General features: G+C 63.8%; 14 protein-coding genes. 8 read left to right on the plus strand and 6 right to left on the minus strand.

Annotation, left to right across the window (positions count from 1 at the left end):
* Nucleotides 1–13: 13 nt before the first annotated feature.
* The gene (locus ACEUCR_RS06355; RefSeq protein WP_408788840.1) at nt 14–1,420 is read left to right on the plus strand and encodes a PTS transporter subunit EIIC; all 1,407 of its coding nucleotides are present in this window, start codon (nt 14–16) and stop codon (nt 1,418–1,420) included.
* Here ACEUCR_RS06355 and ACEUCR_RS06360 read toward each other — a convergent pair.
* On the minus strand, nt 1,405–2,316 hold the full coding sequence (locus ACEUCR_RS06360; RefSeq protein WP_408788843.1) for a LysR family transcriptional regulator: 912 nt from the start codon (nt 2,314–2,316) through the stop codon (nt 1,405–1,407). The genes ACEUCR_RS06355 and ACEUCR_RS06360 overlap by 16 nt on opposite strands.
* A 96-nt stretch (nt 2,317–2,412) precedes the next feature.
* Between ACEUCR_RS06360 and ACEUCR_RS06365 the strand changes: the two genes are divergently transcribed.
* From ACEUCR_RS06365 to ACEUCR_RS06375, 3 genes are all read left to right on the plus strand, one after another.
* Nucleotides 2,413–3,435 carry a zinc-binding alcohol dehydrogenase family protein gene (locus ACEUCR_RS06365; protein WP_392443461.1) on the plus strand — a complete coding sequence of 341 codons (1,023 nt, stop codon included), beginning with the start codon at nt 2,413–2,415 and terminating at the stop codon, nt 3,433–3,435.
* 569 nt (nt 3,436–4,004) lie between these two features.
* Nucleotides 4,005–4,883, plus strand: a complete 879-nt coding sequence (gene prmA, locus ACEUCR_RS06370; protein ID WP_041995597.1) for a 50S ribosomal protein L11 methyltransferase — start codon at nt 4,005–4,007, stop codon at nt 4,881–4,883.
* 200 nt (nt 4,884–5,083) lie between these two features.
* Entirely contained in the window at nt 5,084–5,629 is a 546-nt protein-coding gene (locus ACEUCR_RS06375) for a sugar O-acetyltransferase (protein WP_408746891.1), read from the plus strand.
* Between the two features lie 384 nt (nt 5,630–6,013).
* Here the strand turns inward: ACEUCR_RS06375 and ACEUCR_RS06380 are convergent, their stop codons facing one another.
* Together ACEUCR_RS06380 and ACEUCR_RS06385 are read right to left on the minus strand one after the other, a co-directional pair.
* Nucleotides 6,014–6,562, minus strand: coding sequence for an NAD(P)H nitroreductase (locus tag ACEUCR_RS06380; protein WP_408788846.1), 549 nt, complete (start codon nt 6,560–6,562; stop codon nt 6,014–6,016).
* Between the two features lie 134 nt (nt 6,563–6,696).
* Nucleotides 6,697–8,724, minus strand: a complete 2,028-nt coding sequence (locus ACEUCR_RS06385) for an oxidoreductase (protein WP_408788849.1) — start codon at nt 8,722–8,724, stop codon at nt 6,697–6,699.
* A gap of 309 nt (nt 8,725–9,033) precedes the next feature.
* Between ACEUCR_RS06385 and sppA the strand changes: the two genes are divergently transcribed.
* Nucleotides 9,034–10,875: a signal peptide peptidase SppA gene (sppA, locus tag ACEUCR_RS06390; protein ID WP_111873391.1), complete on the plus strand. Its 1,842-nt coding sequence runs from the start codon at nt 9,034–9,036 to the stop codon at nt 10,873–10,875.
* An 81-nt stretch (nt 10,876–10,956) separates the two neighbouring features.
* On the opposite strand, the gene ACEUCR_RS06395 is transcribed toward sppA, so the two are convergent.
* Together ACEUCR_RS06395 and ACEUCR_RS06400 are read right to left on the minus strand one after the other, a co-directional pair.
* Nucleotides 10,957–11,517 carry an NUDIX hydrolase gene (locus ACEUCR_RS06395; RefSeq protein ID WP_392445182.1) on the minus strand — a complete coding sequence of 187 codons (561 nt, stop codon included), beginning with the start codon at nt 11,515–11,517 and terminating at the stop codon, nt 10,957–10,959.
* Nucleotides 11,514–12,314, minus strand: coding sequence for a DUF2989 domain-containing protein (locus ACEUCR_RS06400; RefSeq protein ID WP_041995581.1), 801 nt, complete (start codon nt 12,312–12,314; stop codon nt 11,514–11,516). The genes ACEUCR_RS06395 and ACEUCR_RS06400 overlap by 4 nt, the downstream gene beginning before the upstream one ends.
* A 215-nt stretch (nt 12,315–12,529) precedes the next feature.
* Here ACEUCR_RS06400 and ACEUCR_RS06405 point away from each other — a divergent pair, with 215 nt between their 5' ends.
* Both ACEUCR_RS06405 and ACEUCR_RS06410 read left to right on the plus strand, forming a co-directional pair.
* Entirely contained in the window at nt 12,530–13,963 is a 1,434-nt protein-coding gene (locus ACEUCR_RS06405) for a glyceraldehyde-3-phosphate dehydrogenase (protein ID WP_408788852.1), read from the plus strand.
* A 40-nt stretch (nt 13,964–14,003) separates the two neighbouring features.
* Nucleotides 14,004–14,282: a YeaC family protein gene (locus ACEUCR_RS06410; protein ID WP_041995575.1), complete on the plus strand. Its 279-nt coding sequence runs from the start codon at nt 14,004–14,006 to the stop codon at nt 14,280–14,282.
* Nucleotides 14,283–14,597: 315 nt separating this feature from the next.
* Here ACEUCR_RS06410 and ansA read toward each other — a convergent pair whose 3' ends face one another.
* A complete protein-coding gene (gene ansA, locus ACEUCR_RS06415; RefSeq protein ID WP_041995570.1) occupies nt 14,598–15,605 on the minus strand; it encodes an asparaginase in 1,008 nt (335 codons plus the stop codon).
* Between the two features lie 413 nt (nt 15,606–16,018).
* Between ansA and gltS the strand changes: the two genes are divergently transcribed.
* On the plus strand, nt 16,019–17,221 hold the full coding sequence (gene gltS / locus ACEUCR_RS06420; protein ID WP_041995567.1) for a sodium/glutamate symporter: 1,203 nt from the start codon (nt 16,019–16,021) through the stop codon (nt 17,219–17,221).
* Nucleotides 17,222–17,265: the final 44 nt, after the last annotated feature.

Here is a 17,265-nt window from a genome sequence, read left to right on the forward strand (position 1 = left end):
TTCATCCTCTTCCATGACTGTCCAATCCCGTCGACAGCGGTTGATCCAGGCCATGCAGCGGCTGGGCTACGCCCTGCTGCTGCCCGTCTCCATCCTGCCTCTGGCCGCCCTGCTCCACCGGCTCGGCGAGCCCGATGCCCTCAACCTGCCCGTGCTGGTCCTGAGCGGCCAGGCCATCTTCGGCCAGATGCCCCTCATCTACGCGGTGGCCATCGCCTTTGGCATAGGCCGCACCGAACGGGGCAGCCTCGCCTTCTCGGGGGCGGTGAACTTCCTGCTGCTGAGTTCGGCGCTCTCGGCGCTGGCCCCGGGCCTGCATGCCGACCTGGTCTGCGGCATGCTGGCGGGCGTCACCACGGCCCTGGTCGCCCCCTGGTCCCCTGCCCCGGCCAAGGAGGGAGCCTTCTCGCCATCCGGCCCCTGGCAAGGCCCCCTGCTCAGCGCCCTTCTCTGCCTGCTGCTCGCCGTGCCCATGTCGTGGCTCTGGCCCGCCCTGGAGCAGGGGATCAGCCAGATCACCACGGATCTGGCGACGCCACTGGGCGCCTTCTGCTACGGGGTGCTCAATCGCCTGCTGCTGCCGTTCGGGCTGCACCAGCTGCTCGGCAACCTGGCCCTGCTGGGGGAGGTCAACCAGCTGGCGCTGGCCACGGCCCAGCCACTGCATCAGGGCTATGGAGCCGGTCTTTATCCCATCGTCATGTTCGGTCTGCCCGGCGCCTGTTTTGCCATCTGGCTGCACCGCCACCGGCTGCGCCAGGTGCCCCACGGCGCCCTGCTGCTGAGCCTGGCCCTCACCTCGGCCTGCATCGGCATCACAGAGCCCATCGAGTTTCTGTTTGCCTTCACGGCCCCCTGGCTGTTTCTGGCCCATGCCCTGCTCACCGGCCTGTCGTTCGCCATCTGCAGCGCCCTCGACATCGAGATCGGCAGCTACTTCTCCGCCGGCCTGCTGGATCTCAGCCTGAGCTATGGCCGCGGCCTGCACGCCTTCTGGGTCATTCCCCTCGGGATCATGTTCTTCGTCGGCTACGCCCTGCTGTTCTACCGCCTGCTGGGACGGGTCCCCCTCAGCCTGGACAACCAGCGCCAGGATATGGCCAACATACCCCCGGCCGATCCCCAGATGCTGGCCATCCAGTACCTCAAGCTGCTGGGGGGCATGGATAACCTGCAGGCCATCAGCGTCTGCCTGACCCGCCTCAGCGTGCGGGTGCGGGAGATGGCCCTGGTCGATACCTCACAACTGCTCAACCTCGGCTGCCTCTCCTGGATCGAGATCAACGAGCATCAGCTGGTGCTGGTACTCGGTCCCAACGCCGGCCTCATCGAGGGGCAGATCCGCATGCTGGCCGAGCGTCAGGCCGTGCCCCTCGGCCTCAAGCCCAATCATGACGCGAGGGATCAGGGCTCCTGGTGATCCCTGCGCCCATCCCCTGGCGCGGGGACAAAGGAGAGCCGCTCGGCGACAAAATCCATCAGGGTGCGCAGGGCCGGTGCCAGATGCTCCCGGCTCGGGTAGATGAGATAGAAGGGGTTCGCGGGAATGGGGTGCTCCGGCAGCAGGGTGCGCAGCCGCCCGCTCGCCAGATCCTCCTGACAGACATGATAGGGCAACAGGGCAATGCCTCCCTGGTGCAGTGCCAGCTCCCTCAGGGCCAGCAGGCTGTTGCTGACGCAGGCCCCCCGGGGGCGCCAGCCTCCTTCCTGCAGTGGCCACACCGGCAGAGCCGAATGCACCAGGCAGGCGTGCTGTGCCAGCTCGGCCAGGTGCCGGGGCGTACCCCGGGCCGCCAGATAGCCGGGGGCCGCCACCAGATGGCGCGTCACCTGACCGATGCGCCGACAGATGAGGCTCGAATCTTTCAGGGGCGCCGCCCGCAGCGCCAGATCGTATCCCTGCCCCACCAGATCCAGCTGCTCGTCGCACAGGGTCAGCTCGATCACCACCTCGGGGTAGAGGGCTTGAAACTCGGCCACTATCTTGCCGAGCAGCAGGGTGCCCGTGGCCTCGGGGGCCGTGACCCTCACCCGGCCCGCCGGGGCCTCCCGCAGCCTTGCCATGGCGAGATGGGCCCCCCGCGCCAGGGTCAGCAGAGCCCGGCAATGCTCCACATAGACCTCTCCTTGCGCCGTCAGACTGAGCCTGCGGGTGGTGCGCTGCAACAGCCGGACCCCGAGCAGTGACTCGAGGCGAGAGATCTTCTGGCTCACCGAGGATTTGGGCATGGCGAGCGCCTCTGCGGCGGCGGTGAAGCTGCCCTGATCCACCACGGTGGCAAATATCCCCATCAGTTCCAGTTCGGTATTGTTCATATATTCAAACAGTCTTTACCAATTACCCATCTTAATTCGAATAATTGACCAGACTAGACTGGCAGGCAATCCCAAACTGATCCTGAAGGAATTGCCATGAAAGCCATTGCACTCACCCACTATCTGCCGAGCACCCACCCCGACTGCTTTATCGCCGCCGACCTGCCCACCCCGACCCCGGGCCCGCGGGATCTGCTGGTGCGGATCAGGGCGACCTCCGTCAATCCGGTCGACACCAAGGTACGCGCCCCCAAGGCCAAGGTAGAGAGCAACCCGCGGGTGCTGGGCTGGGACGCCGTGGGCGAGGTGGTGGCCGTGGGCCAGGAGGTGACCCTGTTCAAGGCGGGTGACCGCGTCTGGTATGCGGGCGACATCAGCCGCCCCGGCAGCAACAGCGAGCTGCAGCTGGTGGATGAGCGCATCGCCGCCCTGGCCCCCGTCAGCCTCTCAGATGTGGAGGCCGCCGCCCTGCCCCTGACCGCCATCACCGCCTGGGAGGCGCTGTTCGAACGCATGGGCCTCACCCGGGAAAGCACGGGCCGACTGCTCATCATAGGCGGCGCCGGCGGGGTCGGCTCCATCGCCATCCAGCTGGCGCGCCAGCTCACCAGGATGGAGGTGATTGCCACTGCTTCCCGCCCCGAGACCCGCGACTGGTGCCTGGCAATGGGGGCCCACCAGGTGGTGAGCCATCACCAGCTGCAAGCCGACCTGGCCGAGCTCGACATCAGCCAGCTCGATGCCATCTTCTGTACCAATGCCACCGAACAGCACTGGGATGCCATGGCGAGCCTCATCCGTCCGTTTGGTCACATCTGCACCATCGCCGAATCGAGCGAACCCTGGGATCTTGGCCTGCTCAAACCCAAGAGCGTCACCTTCAGCCAGGAGTTCATGTTCACCCGCTCCCTGTTCCAGACCCCGGACATGATAGAGCAGCACCATCTGCTCGGCCGGGTGGCCGCCCTCATCGATCAGGGGGTGCTCAAGACGACCCTCACCCGCACCCTGCCGGAACTGACCCCGGCCACCCTGGCCCAGGCCCATGGCGAGCTGGAATCAGGCAGCATGATGGGCAAGCTGGTGATCGACATGGCCCGTTTCGCCAGCCAACCCTAAATGGGTAGAAAACGCACCATGATGGGGTGGTTTCACCAGAGACAAGCACCAAAAGCGCACACTGGGCCAGACCACGCCAACGAGATGGCGGACCCGGCGGGCCGCTCGGCGCAAGAAATATCCAAGATACTGTTTTTCAGGTAAAAAAATGGGCCATCCCGACCGGGATGACCCTAAATACCTGAACGTTGGGGGTAACAATCACACACACATCCTTTGCAGGACAACAAGGTTATTGCAGCTCCCATGCCAACTTCATCAAACGACCCGATCCGGGTCGTTTTCATTCGCCAAAGCGGCGACCCTTCCCACTCCAGACACTCTCTCACCATAAAAAAAAGCGCCACCCGAGGGTGGCGTGAAAGATGACGGAACTTTCCTAGAGCAAAGCAGTAAGGATGAATACATTAACCGTGCCAACCTTGTTAATGATCCCGCCTTCGATGCCAGATAGCGATGCCAGGCACCCCTGTCTGCCTCGGTGAGCCCCTTGCCTGCGGGCAAACCACGACAGCACAGGCCCGGGATGATAGAATCCCGCGGTTTCACATTTATGAAGAGTCGACCCCATGCCCTGGATACAAATTCGAATCAACGCCACCGCCAAGACGGCGGACAAGGTGAGCAACATGCTGCTGGGGCGTGGTGCCCAGGCCGTGACCTTTATGGATGCCAAGGATGTGCCCGTCTATGAGCCCATGCCGGGCGAGACCCCGCTCTGGGGCGAAACCGAGGTGATGGGACTGTTCGATGCCGAAACCGATCCCGCCCCCACCATCGCCTTCTTCCAGCAGATCTTCGGGGAAGACGTGGGCTACAAGGTGGAGCAGCTGGAAGACAAGGACTGGGTGCGCGAATGGATGGATCACTTCCACCCCATGCAGTTTGGCGAGCGGCTCTGGATCTGCCCGAGCTGGCGCGACGTCCCCAACCCGGATGCGGTCAACGTCATGCTGGATCCGGGCCTGGCCTTCGGTACCGGCACCCACCCCACCACGGCGCTCTGCCTGCAGTGGCTGGACGGGTTGGATCTGACCGGTAAAACCGTGGTCGACTTTGGTTGTGGCTCCGGCATCCTCGGCATCGCCGCGTTGAAACTGGGGGCCGCCCGGGTCATCGGCATCGACATAGACCCCCAGGCCATCCAGGCCAGCCATGACAACGCCGAGCGTAACGGTGTCGCCGGCCAGATAGAGCTCTACCTGCCGGCGGATCAACCACAAGACGTGGAAGCTGACGTGGTGGTGGCCAACATACTGGCCGGCCCGCTGCGCGAACTCGCCCCCCTCATCGCCGGACACGGCAAACCGGGCAGCCTGATGGCCCTCTCCGGCGTGCTGGAGAGCCAGGCCCCTGAGCTGGAGACCATCTACGGCCAGTGGTTCGAGATGGACCCGACCGCGGTGAAGGAAGAGTGGTGCCGCCTCTCGGGCCGCAAGCACGGCTGATAGAGAGCGGCCATTGCGGCGGCAAGCACGGCTGATAGAGAGCGTAATCCTTCTATGCAGACCAACAAGGGCACCCCAGGGTGCCCTTGTCGTTTCCCGGCGCTAGCTGCGCGCCCTTCTTCCCACTCTGGGGAGAGCCTCACGCTTCTATCCCCCTCGATGGCTTATGCTCTCCTCCTCCACCCCATTGAGACCCAGCCATGACCGAATACGAGAAGATGATCGCCAGTCAACCCTACGACTGCATGGCGCCGGAGCTGGATCTGCTGCGCCGGGAGGCGGCCCGCCGCTATCGCCGCTTCAATCGCGCAGACGAAGAGGATGAGCCGCTGGCGCAGCTCAAAGAGATGGTCGGCGAGCTGGCAGAAAACGCCTTTATCTGCCCGCCGTTTTATTGCAGCTATGGCCGCCACATCAGCCTGGGAGTCGGCTCCTTCATCAATCTGGGAGCCACCTTGCTGGATAATGCCCCTATCCGCATCGGCGCCGAGGTGATGATAGGGCCGAACGTGCAGATCTACACCGCCGCCCATGCCCTGGACGCCGATGAGCGCATCCAGGGGGTGGAGACGGCGCTGCCGGTCACCATAGAAGACAGGGTCTGGATCGGCGGCGGCGCCATCCTGCTGCCCGGGGTCACCATAGGGCGAGACGCTGTCGTCGGCGCGGGCGCCGTGGTAACCCGGGACGTCCCGGCCGGGGCCAGGGTGGTGGGCAACCCGGCCCGGATCCTGGCCCCGGCCTGACCAGGGCTCGCACTGGCCTTGCTCTCGAATGCGGCCAGCGGGATGGTGGGGAGCCGCCATAAAAATGAAGCCCAAGGTCACGAAGACGTTGGGCTATATAAAAAGGTGCTACGGAATTGCGACTCTCATCGCAGAAAATCAGAAGGCGAACCTTCTGAACTGGCGGGTGTGATAATAGCGGCGCGCAAACGTTTTACATAGTGAAAAATAGCGAGAGTGCGAACTTCCTCTCACTATTTAAAAAAGAGTCTGTCGCCGACAAAAACCGGGTATTCCCCCCCTTTTCTTCCCGGCGCCACTCTGGGTATTATCGCCAGCTGCATAGAAAAAGCCCTGACAGATCAGGGCTTTTCAATCAGGTCTCATGACCGCCTGCGCCGCTCATCAGAAGCGGCGGACAAACTCCCCAAGGGGTAGCTCGCGCAGCTTGCGCGCCTCCAGCATGGGTGTCCCCAGATAGAGAAAGCCCACCAGCTGATCCTCGGCGGCCAATCCCAGCCCCTGCCTGATGTGTTCATCGAAGATAAACCAGCCGGAACGCCAGATGCCGTTGAAGCCTTGCGCCTGGGCCGCCATCTGCATCGCCATCAGGGCGCAGCCGGCGGAGAGCTCCTGCTCCAGTTTCGGTACCTTGGGGTGTGCCTGATAGCGGCTCGCCACAGCCACCACCAGGGGCGCTCGCAGGGGCGCCTGCTCGCTCTTGGCGACGCTGTCGGCATCCTCTCCCCGCAGCCGGGCCGCCTCCCCCAGCAGGGTGCCCAGACGCTCACGCCCCTCCCCCTCGAACAGGATGAACTGCCAGGGAGTCAGGGTGCCATGATCCGGTGCCCGCAGCCCCGCCTTGAGGATATTGTCGAGCGCCTCGCCGCCCGGGGCGGGCTCGGTCAAGCGAGCGCAGGAGTGGCGATTGAGCAGCAGAGTGAGGGCATCCATGGGTAATTCCTAGTCAGGGCAATGATGGCGCTACCTTAGCACAGCACCGGATGAAGAAAACCCCTGGGGCTCAGGGGTTTATCGTCATATCCGCAGGCAGGGCCATCAGGATGCTGCGCTCGGTGAGTCCAGACTCAGATCACCGCGGCCAGCTCGGCTCCTTGCCGGATGGCGCGCTTGGCGTCCAGCTCGGCGGCCACGTCGGCACCGCCTATGATGTGCACCGGCTTGCCCGCCGCCTGCAGGCCCGCCTGCAGCTCTCGCAGCGGCTCCTGCCCGGCGCAGATGATGACATTATCCACCGGCAGGCACTGTCTGGCCTCGCCCACCTGGATGTGCAGCCCCTCGTCGTCGATGCCCAGGTACTGCACGCCGGAGAGCATCTTGACCTTGCGGTTTTTCAGCACTGTGCGGTGGATCCAGCCTGTGGTCTTGCCAAGGCCGTCGCCCACCTTGCTCTCCTTGCGCTGGAGCAGCCAGATCTGGCGCTCGGGAGCGTCGACCACGGGCGTCATCAGGCCGCCGCGCTGGGCGAGCTGGCGGTCTATGCCCCACTCCTTGAGCCAGTGATCGCGATGATGCTCGGCGTCCCTCTCCATCTTCTTCTCGACGAGATATTCGGCCACGTCGAAACCTATCCCCCCTGCCCCTATCACGGCCACCTTCTCGCCCACCGGCTTGTGGTCGCGCAGCACGTCGAGGTAGCTCAGTACCTTGGCATGCTCGATGCCCGGGATATTGGGGGTGCGCGGCCGTATGCCGGTGGCGAGGATCACCTCGTCAAAGCCGCCGCCGAGCAGGCTCTCGGCGCTCTGGCGCTGGCCGAGATAGAGCTCGACGCCGCACTTCTCCAGTCGTCTGGCGAAGTAGCGCAGGGTCTCGTGAAACTCCTCCTTGCCCGGGATCTGCTTGGCGAAGTTGAACTGGCCGCCAATCTCGCTGCCCTGATCGAACAGGCTCACCTGATGACCGCGCTCGGCGGCGTAGCAGGCGAATGCCAGCCCGGCAGGCCCCGCGCCCACCACCGCCAGCCGCTTGGGCTGGGGCACCCGGCCAAACGTCAGCTCGGTCTCGAAACAGGCCCTGGGATTGACCAGGCAGGAGGCGCGCTTTTGCTTGAACACATGGTCGAGGCAGGCCTGGTTGCAGGCGATGCAGGTGTTGATCTCGTCCGCCCGGTTCTCGGCGGCCTTGATGACAAACTCGGGATCAGCCAGGAAGGGGCGCGCCATGGAGACCATGTCCGCCTCCCCCCCCGCCAGAATACGCTCGGCCACCTCGGGGGTATTGATGCGGTTGGTGGTGATGAGCGGCACGGTGAGGTGCTTTTTCAGCTCGGCGGTCACCCAGCTGAAGGCGCCACGCGGCACGCTGGTGGCGATGGTGGGGATCCGCGCCTCGTGCCAGCCGATGCCAGTGTTGATCAGGGTCACCCCTGCCTGCTCCAGCGCCTTGCCAAGGGCGATCACCTCGGGCAGCGAGGAGCCCTGCTCCACCAGATCCAGCATGGAGAGACGGAAGATGATGATGAAATCGGGGCCGACCCGCTCGCGGATGGCGCGCACTATCTCCAGCGCAAAACGCATCCGCTTTTCGCTGCTGCCGCCCCAGTCATCCCTGCGCTGATTGGTGCGCTCGCAGATGAACTGGTTGATGAGATAGCCTTCCGACCCCATCACCTCGACACCGTCATACCCCGCATTGCGGGCAAGCTGGGCCGTGCTGGCAAAGTCGCGGATGGTGCCGCGGATCTGGCGCTCGCTCATGGCTCTGGGCTTGAACGGGGAGATGGGGGCCTTGAGGGGGCTCGGCGCCAGGCTGAAGGGATGATAGGCGTAACGACCCGCATGGAGGATCTGCAGCGCTATCTTGCCCCCCTCCCGGTGCACCGCCTCGGTCAGCTTGCGATGCTTGCCTACCTGCCAGGGGAAGCTGAGCTGGGAGCCGTGAGGCACCAGGCGCCCCCGCAGGTTGGGAGCGATGCCGCCGGTGACGATGAGGCCGACGCCACCGCGCGCCCGCTCGGCATAGAAGGCGGCCAGCTTGTCAAAGCCCCCCTTCTCCTCTTCGAGGCCGGTATGCATGGAGCCCATCAGCACGCGGTTCTTGAGCTGGGTAAAGCCGAGATCCAGGGGAGTCAGCAAGGTTGGATAGCGGCTCATGATGCACTCCTTTGCGAGGCCGGCACGCAGAGATCCAGACGTAGCAGCACCCGGATACACAACTGGGTAACGCCAAGGTCGAGGGGGGTCAGCAAGGTTGGATAGCGGCTCACGGGGCCTCCAGTTAATTTTTTGTTATCAAATTGAGGCTAGAGTAAAGAATCGAAAATGCTTTTTCAAACAAATGTTTGGACATTTTTTCGGCGAACAGCTGTAGCGCCAGCGCCCCCCGCGATGGAACATGGCAATCGGCGGGGCAACTGGTTAATAATGGCTCCTCTAACCCATTGACAGGGCGATACCGCGACTATGTCTATTTTCAAAGGCCTGGGCTGGCTCTTTCGCAGCCTGTGGCGCCTGCTCAACTTCACCCGGCTGATGCTGGTCAATCTGCTGTTCCTTGCCGTCGTCCTGACTCTGGTGTTCGTGCTGGGGATGCAACAAGAGGCGCCCCAGACTCCGATCGAGGGGGCCCTGACCCTGGATCTCGACGGCACCCTGGTAGAGCAGCTCACCCAGGTGAGCCCGAGCGAACAGCTGCTGCAACAGATGGGCAGCCGCGACGATCTGCCCCAGGAGCTGCTGCTGTCGGATCTGCTGTGGGCCATCCGCTCCGCCGGGGAGGATGACCGCATCCAGGCCCTGGTGCTCCAGCCTCAGGGGCTGCAGGGCAATCTCTCCAAGTTGCAGGAGGTGGCCGATGCCATCGACGACTTCAAGGAGAGTGGCAAGCCGGTCATCGCCATGGCGGACTACTACACCCAGGGCCAGTACCTGCTGGCGGCCCACGCCGATCACGTGCTGCTCAACCAGAGCGGGGCCGTGTTGCTCGAGGGGCTGGGGGTCTACCAGACCTACTTCAAGTCGGCGCTGGAGAAGCTCAACGTCACCCCCCATGTGTTCAAGGTCGGCACCTACAAGTCCTTCGTCGAACCCTACACCCGGGATGACATGTCTGCCGAGAGCCGGGAGGCGAACCAGCGCTGGCTGGATCAGCTGTGGCAGGCCTATGTCAGCGACGTGGCCAGCCAGCGGGAGGTCGAACCCGACGCCATCTCCCCGAGCAAGGAGCAGTTCCTCGAACGCCTGAAAAAAGCGCAGGGCAATGCCGCCGGGTATGCCCTCGACAACGGCCTGGTCGACGAGCTCGCCACCCGGGAGGAGATGAACCAGGCGGTGATCAAGGAGGTCGGCGAGCGCGAGGATCACAGCTGGCGCGGAGTCGGGCTCAAGGAGTATCTGGCCGCCATCCCGGATCAGTATCCCCAAAGCGGCAAGGATGAGGTGGGCCTCATCAAGGCCAGTGGCGCCATCATGGATGGCATCCAGCCTGCCGGCACCATAGGGGGCGACAGCCTGGCCAGCCTGCTGGCCGATGCCCGCCTGGATGACAAGGTGAAGGCCGTGGTGCTGCGGGTCGACAGCCCGGGCGGCAGCGCCTTCGCCGCCGAGCAGATCCGCGCCGAGCTGCTGGCGCTCAAGCAGGCGGGCAAACCCGTGGTGGTCTCCATGGGCAGCTATGCCGCCTCCGGGGGTTACTGGATCGCCGCCGATGCGGACAAGATCTTCGCCTCCCCCACCACCCTCACCGGCTCCATCGGCGTGTTCGGCCTGTTTGCCACCGTCGACCAGGCCCTCTCCCAGTTTGGCATCCACAGCGACGGGGTCGGCACCACCGACTTCGTCGGCCTGGGGGTGACCCGGGCCCTGCCGCCCCACGTGGGCGAAGCCATCCAGCTCAACGTCGAGAACACCTATCAGCGCTTCCTCGGCCTGGTCAGCAAGGGCCGTGGCCTGAGCATGACGGAGGCGGAAAAAGCGGCACAAGGCCGGGTCTGGACCGGACTGGATGCCAAGGAGCTGGGACTGGTGGACGAGTTTGGCAGTCAGGATGACGCCATCGCGGCGGCGGCCGAACTCGCCAATCTGAAGGAGTGGCAAGTGACCCCCATCCTGCCCGAGGAGTCCGCCAAGGAGAAGTTCCTGCGCGAGCTGCTGGGCAGCAGCGCCCGGGCACTGGCCCCCGCCCTCAAGGGCACCATCCCGGCCCCCCTCGGCGCTAGTCTCAGCGCCCTCAACCAGGCCCTGGATCCCCTGGTGCGTTTCAACGACCCCCAGGGCACCTATGCCTGGTGCCCGGTCTGCCGTTGAGCGACCCGCTGACTACCCACCATGACAAACCGCCCCTTTCCGGGGCGGTTTTCTTTTGCGTCCCAGGTCGTCACCCGGGGATCAGAGGGGGCCCAGCAGCCCCTCACTGTGCCAGCGGTGCAGCTGGGCCAGCACCCGGGTCTCGCGATGGGTCCACTGGGGACAGCGGCCGCCGAGCAGCCATTGATTGTTGTGGAGCGCCTCCTCCATGGCGTGCCAGTCTGCGCTGAAGCCGAGCCGCTGCTCGTAGGCTTGCAGCCTGGGCTGACTGCGGCTCTCTGCCACCTGGCACAGGTAGTAGAGGGAGCGGATGCAGTAGGCGTCATAGTCGGGCTCCCGGGCGCTGCGATACTCCCGGGTCTCGCCGAGCAGGGCTCCCTGAGCCAGCAACTCGGCGCCACACTCTTCGCGCAGCTCCCGGGCCAGGGCATCCCTGTGGCTCTCGCCGGGCTCGACGCCGCCCCCCGGGAACATGAAGTCCCCGTTGACGCGGGAGTGCACCAGCAGCAGTTCCTCGCCCCGCAGTACCACGGCCCGCACGGTGACACGCTCCAGCAGCCGCTCCAGCCGGGGAAAGTCCCCGTGCATCAGGCGCAGGGAGAAGGGGGACAGCTTCAGCGTATCCGGATCCTGGGTGCTCATGGACGGTAGGCCCCCGCCTTGATCTGCGCCACCAGCTCCTCGGCCCGGGCATCCAGGGTCGCCAGCTCCTCCTTGCCCAGGGTGTGATAGAGGCCAAAGCGCTTGACCGAGAGATCGCCCCCTTCCTGAAAGGCGGTGCTGACCTTGCCCCACAGGTAGGCCTCCTGATACTGCTTCTGGCCCATGTGCAGGGTGCTCAATGAGGTCAGCAGCCGCGGGTCCACCTCATCCCCCGCCCGGTAGAGGGAGAGACCGTGCTCCATCACCTGGATGGCTCGCCTGGGGTCCGTCTTGGCATAGATGCCCCCCAGGGCGAGCTGCAAGGCGGGCTCCTCCAGGGCCTGGGTTCCCGCCAGGGCCAGGAACTGCTGGCGCGCCTGCTCGTTGGTGTTGTTGGTCCAGTGCCAGATCAACAGATAGGGATCCTGGGAGCCGCGAGTCTGCTCGTCGAGCCGCTCCAGCTCGGCGCCGGCGGCCAGCATCCCCTCGACCCGGCTGCTCTTGCGCTCCTTGGCGTACTTGTACTCTATGTGGGTCGAGCGTTCGATGCAGCGCAGGTAATCTTCCAGCTTGCTCATCAGCTCGTACTTGTGGCGATCGCTCCCCTCCTGCTTGAGGTAGAAGCGGGCCCGGATCACATCGGTGCGCTCATAGCGGCACCAGCCATCGTCCACCAGGTCCTGACAGAGCTCGGGGTGATTGGCACAGATGTTATGGAGGCGATCATCGTTGCAGGCAACGAGGCTGAGCCCCATGGCGAGACCAACAACGGCCCGACGTAGTGGAAAATGGGTCATGGTTTACATCTGGTTGATAACATCGACAGCCTGCTTTCGCCACCCTTGGCTAGCAAACCACTCACATATCCATTACAATGCGCGCGCCAAAAGCTGGCCGCGATTGCAGAATAATATAACGAATTATACGCCCCTACAGTGATCTGCATTTGACGAATTTCTTTTTGCTTCAACAACGTGAATGACACGGTTACGTGAAATAAAGGATCTGGTTAATGACCCACGAGCACTACTTGCAAGCGTGGCAGGAGAGCCAGGAGCTCGCCGAAGCCATGCAACCCTTGATCGGTCGCCTCTACCGCCAGCAAGGGATCGAGATCACCGTCTACGGACGCCCCCTGCAAAACGCCTCCACCATCGATATCCTCAAAGCCCACCGGGTGGTTCGCCGCCACGAAGGCCAGTCCCTCCCCATCCAGCACAGTTTCCCCCTGCTTCGCGCCCTGTGCGAACTGGCCCCCAGCGCCGCCGAGATCGATCTGGGCAAACTGGCGGTCGGCTACTGGCGCGACCATGGTGACGAGGCGGGCATCGCGGATTACCTCAAGGCCAAGCTGGCCCCGGCCCTGGGCCAGGGTGCCCTGCCGGCGCCCACCGACGTGGTGCTCTACGGCTTTGGCCGCATCGGCCGCCTGCTGGCCCGGCTGCTGATCGAGCGCACCGGCGCCGCCAACGCCCTGCGCCTGCGTGCCATCGTGGTGCGGGGCGGGCGCGAGGGGGATCTGGAGAAGCGGGCCAGTCTGCTGCGCCGCGACTCGGTGCACGGCCCCTTCAACGGCTCCATCGAGGTGGACAGTGATCGCAGCGCCATCATCGCCAACGGCACCTTCATCCAGGTGATTTATGCAAACAGCCCGGCCGACATCGACTACACCGCCTACGGCATTCACGATGCGCTGATCGTCGACAACACCGGGGTCTGGCGTGACGAGGCGGGCCTGTCCGAACACCTCAAGGCCCGCGGCGCCGCCAAGGTGCTGCTGACCGCCCCGGGCAAGGGGGAGATGAAAAACGTGGTGTTCGGGGTCAACCACGCCGTGATAGGCCCGGATGACAGGATCATCTCCGCCGCCTCCTGCACCACCAACGCCATCACCCCGGTGCTCAAGGTGATGCAGGACAAATACGGCATCGTCCACGGTCACGTGGAGACGGTCCACTCCTACACCAACGATCAGAACCTCATCGACAACTACCACAAGGGGGAGCGGCGCGGTCGCAGCGCGGCCCTCAACATGGTGATGACCAGCACGGGCGCCGCCAAGGCGGTGGCCAAGGCCCTGCCCGCGCTCAAGGGCAAGCTGACCGGCAATGCCATCCGGGTGCCCACACCCAATGTGTCCCTGGCCATCATCAACCTGTCGCTGGAGCAGAGCACGGATCGGGAGAGCCTCAACGCCTATCTGCAGCAGGCGTCCCTGAGCTCCTCCCTGCATCGCCAGATCGACTTCAGCGCCAGCACGGAACTGGTTTCTTCCGACATGGTGGGTTCCCGTTTTGCGGGTATAGTGGACTCCCAGGCCACCATCGCCGAGGACGATCACTGCGTACTCTATGTCTGGTATGACAACGAGTTTGGCTACAGCTGCCAGGTGGTACGGGTGATGGAGAAGATGGCTGGCGTAGTCCGCCAGGATCTGCCCGCCTGAGTCAGGCATTCATTGTTTCGGGTTTGCGAGGAGAGAGAGCATGTCATTTCAACAGGTCATAGGACAGATGCCCCAGGAAGTCTACGAGCGGCTCAAGACCGCGGTTGAACTGGGCAAATGGCCCGATGGCAAGCCCCTCACCGAGGAGCAGAAGGCCACCTCGCTCCAGGCGGTGATGGCCTGGCAGGCGATGCACCTGACCAACCCGGAACACATGAATATCGGGGCGGATGGCGAAATCGTGATGAAGAGCAAGAGCGAGCTCAAGCGCCAGTATCGCGACGAGGAAGAGATCGTCCGTATCGAGATCAACCACTGAGGGCGAGCTCAAGCAACGAAGCATCGCGACGAGGAAGAGATCGTCCGTATCGATCTCAGTCACTAAGCCTTGCTGCGAACCCTGGTTCGCACACCATAGCAAAGAGGGGAGCCATGATGGCTCCCCTCTTTTTCCACTCTCCCCCATGGTGGGGAGGTCAGAAGCTGTTCACGACCTGTAGCGAGAAGGCGTCAGCAAGGTGAAGAGCTGCGCAGGAACCGGAGCGTATAGATATACGTGAGCCTCTGGTTCACAAACACGCGAGCAGCACATGAGCCTTGATCACGGCTTCGCAGTAAGATCGTGGGCAGTTTCTCAGGGGGTCAGCTCACCACGCAGGGACTGCTGCATCAGCTCGCGGATGCGCGGGGCCGGCAGATCCTGGCTCAGCAGGAAGTGCAGCTTGGTGAGCGCCGCCTCGGCTGTCATGTCGAAGCCCGAGATGACCCCGGCCCGGGAGAGGGCATTGCCGGTGGCATAGCCCCCCATGTTGACCTTGCCGTGCAGGCACTGGCTCAGGTTGACTATGATGACGCCCCGGGCAGATGCCTCGGAGAGCAGCGCCAGCATGGCCGGGTTCTGCGGCGCATTGCCCACCCCGAAGGAGAGCAGGATCAACGCCCGCACCGGCTGTTGCAGTATGTTGGCGATCACCTCGGCCGAGATGCCCGGATAGAGGGTCACCACGCCGATGGGCTGGGGGGTGATGTCGTGCAGCACCAGGGGAGCCTGGCAAGGGGTGCCCAGCTCGCCCGCCTCCACGGAGATGGCGATCCCGGCGTTGAGCAGGGGCGGATAATTGGGGGAGTCGAAGGCGTGGAAGCCGTCGGCGTGCACCTTCTTGCTGCGGTTGCCGCGATAGAGCTGGTTGTTGAAAAACAGCGTCACCTCGTGGATCGGGTAGTTGGCCGCGATGTAGAGGGCGTTGAGCAGGTTCTGCTGGCCGTCGGAGCGCAGCTCGGCGAGCGGGATCTGGGAGCCGGTGATGATCACAGGTTTGTGCAGATCTTCGAGCATGAAGGAGAGTGCCGAGGCGGTGAACGACATGGTGTCGGTGCCGTGCAGGATCACGAAGCCGTCGTACTTGTCGTAGTTGTTCTTGATGTCCTCGGCAATACGCTGCCAGTCCGCCGGCGTCATGTCGGAGGAGTCGATGAGCGGCGCATATTCGTGAATATGGTAATCCGGCATCTCGGGCCGGTGAAACTCGGGCATCCGCGCCAGACAATCTTCCATGAAGCCCGCCATCGGCACATAACCGTGGTCGGAGCGCTGCATCCCTATGGTGCCGCCTGTGTAGGCGATGTAGATAGACTTCTTCACACCCTCTCCTCATCTGGGCTGGAAACCGGCGAATTATAGAGTTTAGCGCCGACAAAGACAGCCCGAACGGGCGGAAATCGGGGATGTATCACCTAATTATCCGCCGGCAACAAACAGATAATAATGTCAACAAACCGTATCTTTTCGGTTACATAACCAAGAAATTTGGATGTTACTAGTGCTTTTTGCTAATATCGCCGCCGTTATCACAAAACCCACATCCGCTGCGCCCACCCAGCTGGGCCCGACAGACCCGTAATACCACCATCGGGTCGGGCAGATTTGCCCCTCTTTTTTTATGACGCCAGACCGGTATGGAGCACCTTCCATGCCCTGGCCATGCGGTTTCAATCCCGGCTGAATCTGTGCGTCTTCCCGCGGGGAGACACAGCCAATCACCATGGGAGTACTCAATGTTACAACTCGATGCCTATGCCACCCTGGTGGCCGCCACCCTGGTCCTGTTGCTCGGTCGCCTGCTGGTCAACCGGGTGGAAAGATTGCGCGCCTTCAACATTCCCAAACCGGTCGCAGGGGGCCTGCTGGTCGCCCTGGTGCTGCTGACGCTGCGCTCGGCGGCCGGACTCGAGGTGAAGTTCGACACCAGTTTGCAGACCCCCTTGATGCTGGCCTTCTTCGCCTCCATCGGTCTCTCCGCCGATCTCGCCAGCCTCAAGCGGGGTGGCCGGGCCGTGTTCACCTTCCTCGGGGTGGTGACTGGCCTGCTGCTGATGCAAAACGGGCTGGGGGTGGTGCTGGCCAGCCTGATGGGGCTGGATCTGCACATGGGGCTGCTGGCGGGCTCCATCACCCTCTCCGGCGGCCACGGCACGGGCGCAGCCTGGAGCGCCACCTTCACCGACAAGTACGGGGTCCAGTCCGCCGCCGAACTGGCCATCGCCTGCGCCACCTTCGGCCTGGTGCTGGGGGGGCTCATCGGCGGCCCGGTCGCCCGCTATCTGGTCAAGAAGGTGCAGGTGCCCGGTGAGGAGCACAATCTGGACGAGGTGCCCCAGGGCTTCGAGATGCCGGAGACGGAGCGGCGCATCACCACCTTCAGCCTGGTCGAGACCCTGGCGCTGATCGCCATCAGCCTCAAGGGGGGCGAACTGCTCTCCCAGGGGCTGCTCGGCTCCGCCTTCGAGCTGCCGGTGTTCGTCTGCGTGTTGTTTGTCGGGGTGCTGCTGCGCAACGTCCTGACCCTGCTCAACTGGCACGAGGTGAGCGATCGGGAGGTCTCTCTGCTCGGCAACGTCAGCCTGTCGCTCTTCCTGGCCATGGCGCTGATGAGCCTGAAACTGTGGGATCTGGCGAGCCTGGCCCTGCCCATCTTCGTGCTGCTGGTGACCCAGACCCTGGCCATGGCCCTCTACGCCATCTTCGTCACCTTCCGGGTGATGGGCCGCAATTACGACGCCGCCGTGCTGGCCGCCGGCCACTGCGGCTTCGGCCTGGGGGCCACCCCGACGGCGATTGCCAACATGCAGGCGGTCACCATGCGCTTTGGCCCCTCCCACCTGGCCTTCCTGGTGGTGCCCATGGTGGGGGCCTTCTTCATCGACATCATCAACGCCATGGTGATCAAGCTGTTCATGGCGATGCCCTTCCTCTCCTGAGGCCAGGGCCGCTGCGTCCACAAAAAAACCGCAAGCCAGAGGCT

This window comes from Aeromonas bivalvium, assembly GCF_046078285.1.
Classification (GTDB): domain Bacteria; phylum Pseudomonadota; class Gammaproteobacteria; order Enterobacterales; family Aeromonadaceae; genus Aeromonas; species Aeromonas bivalvium.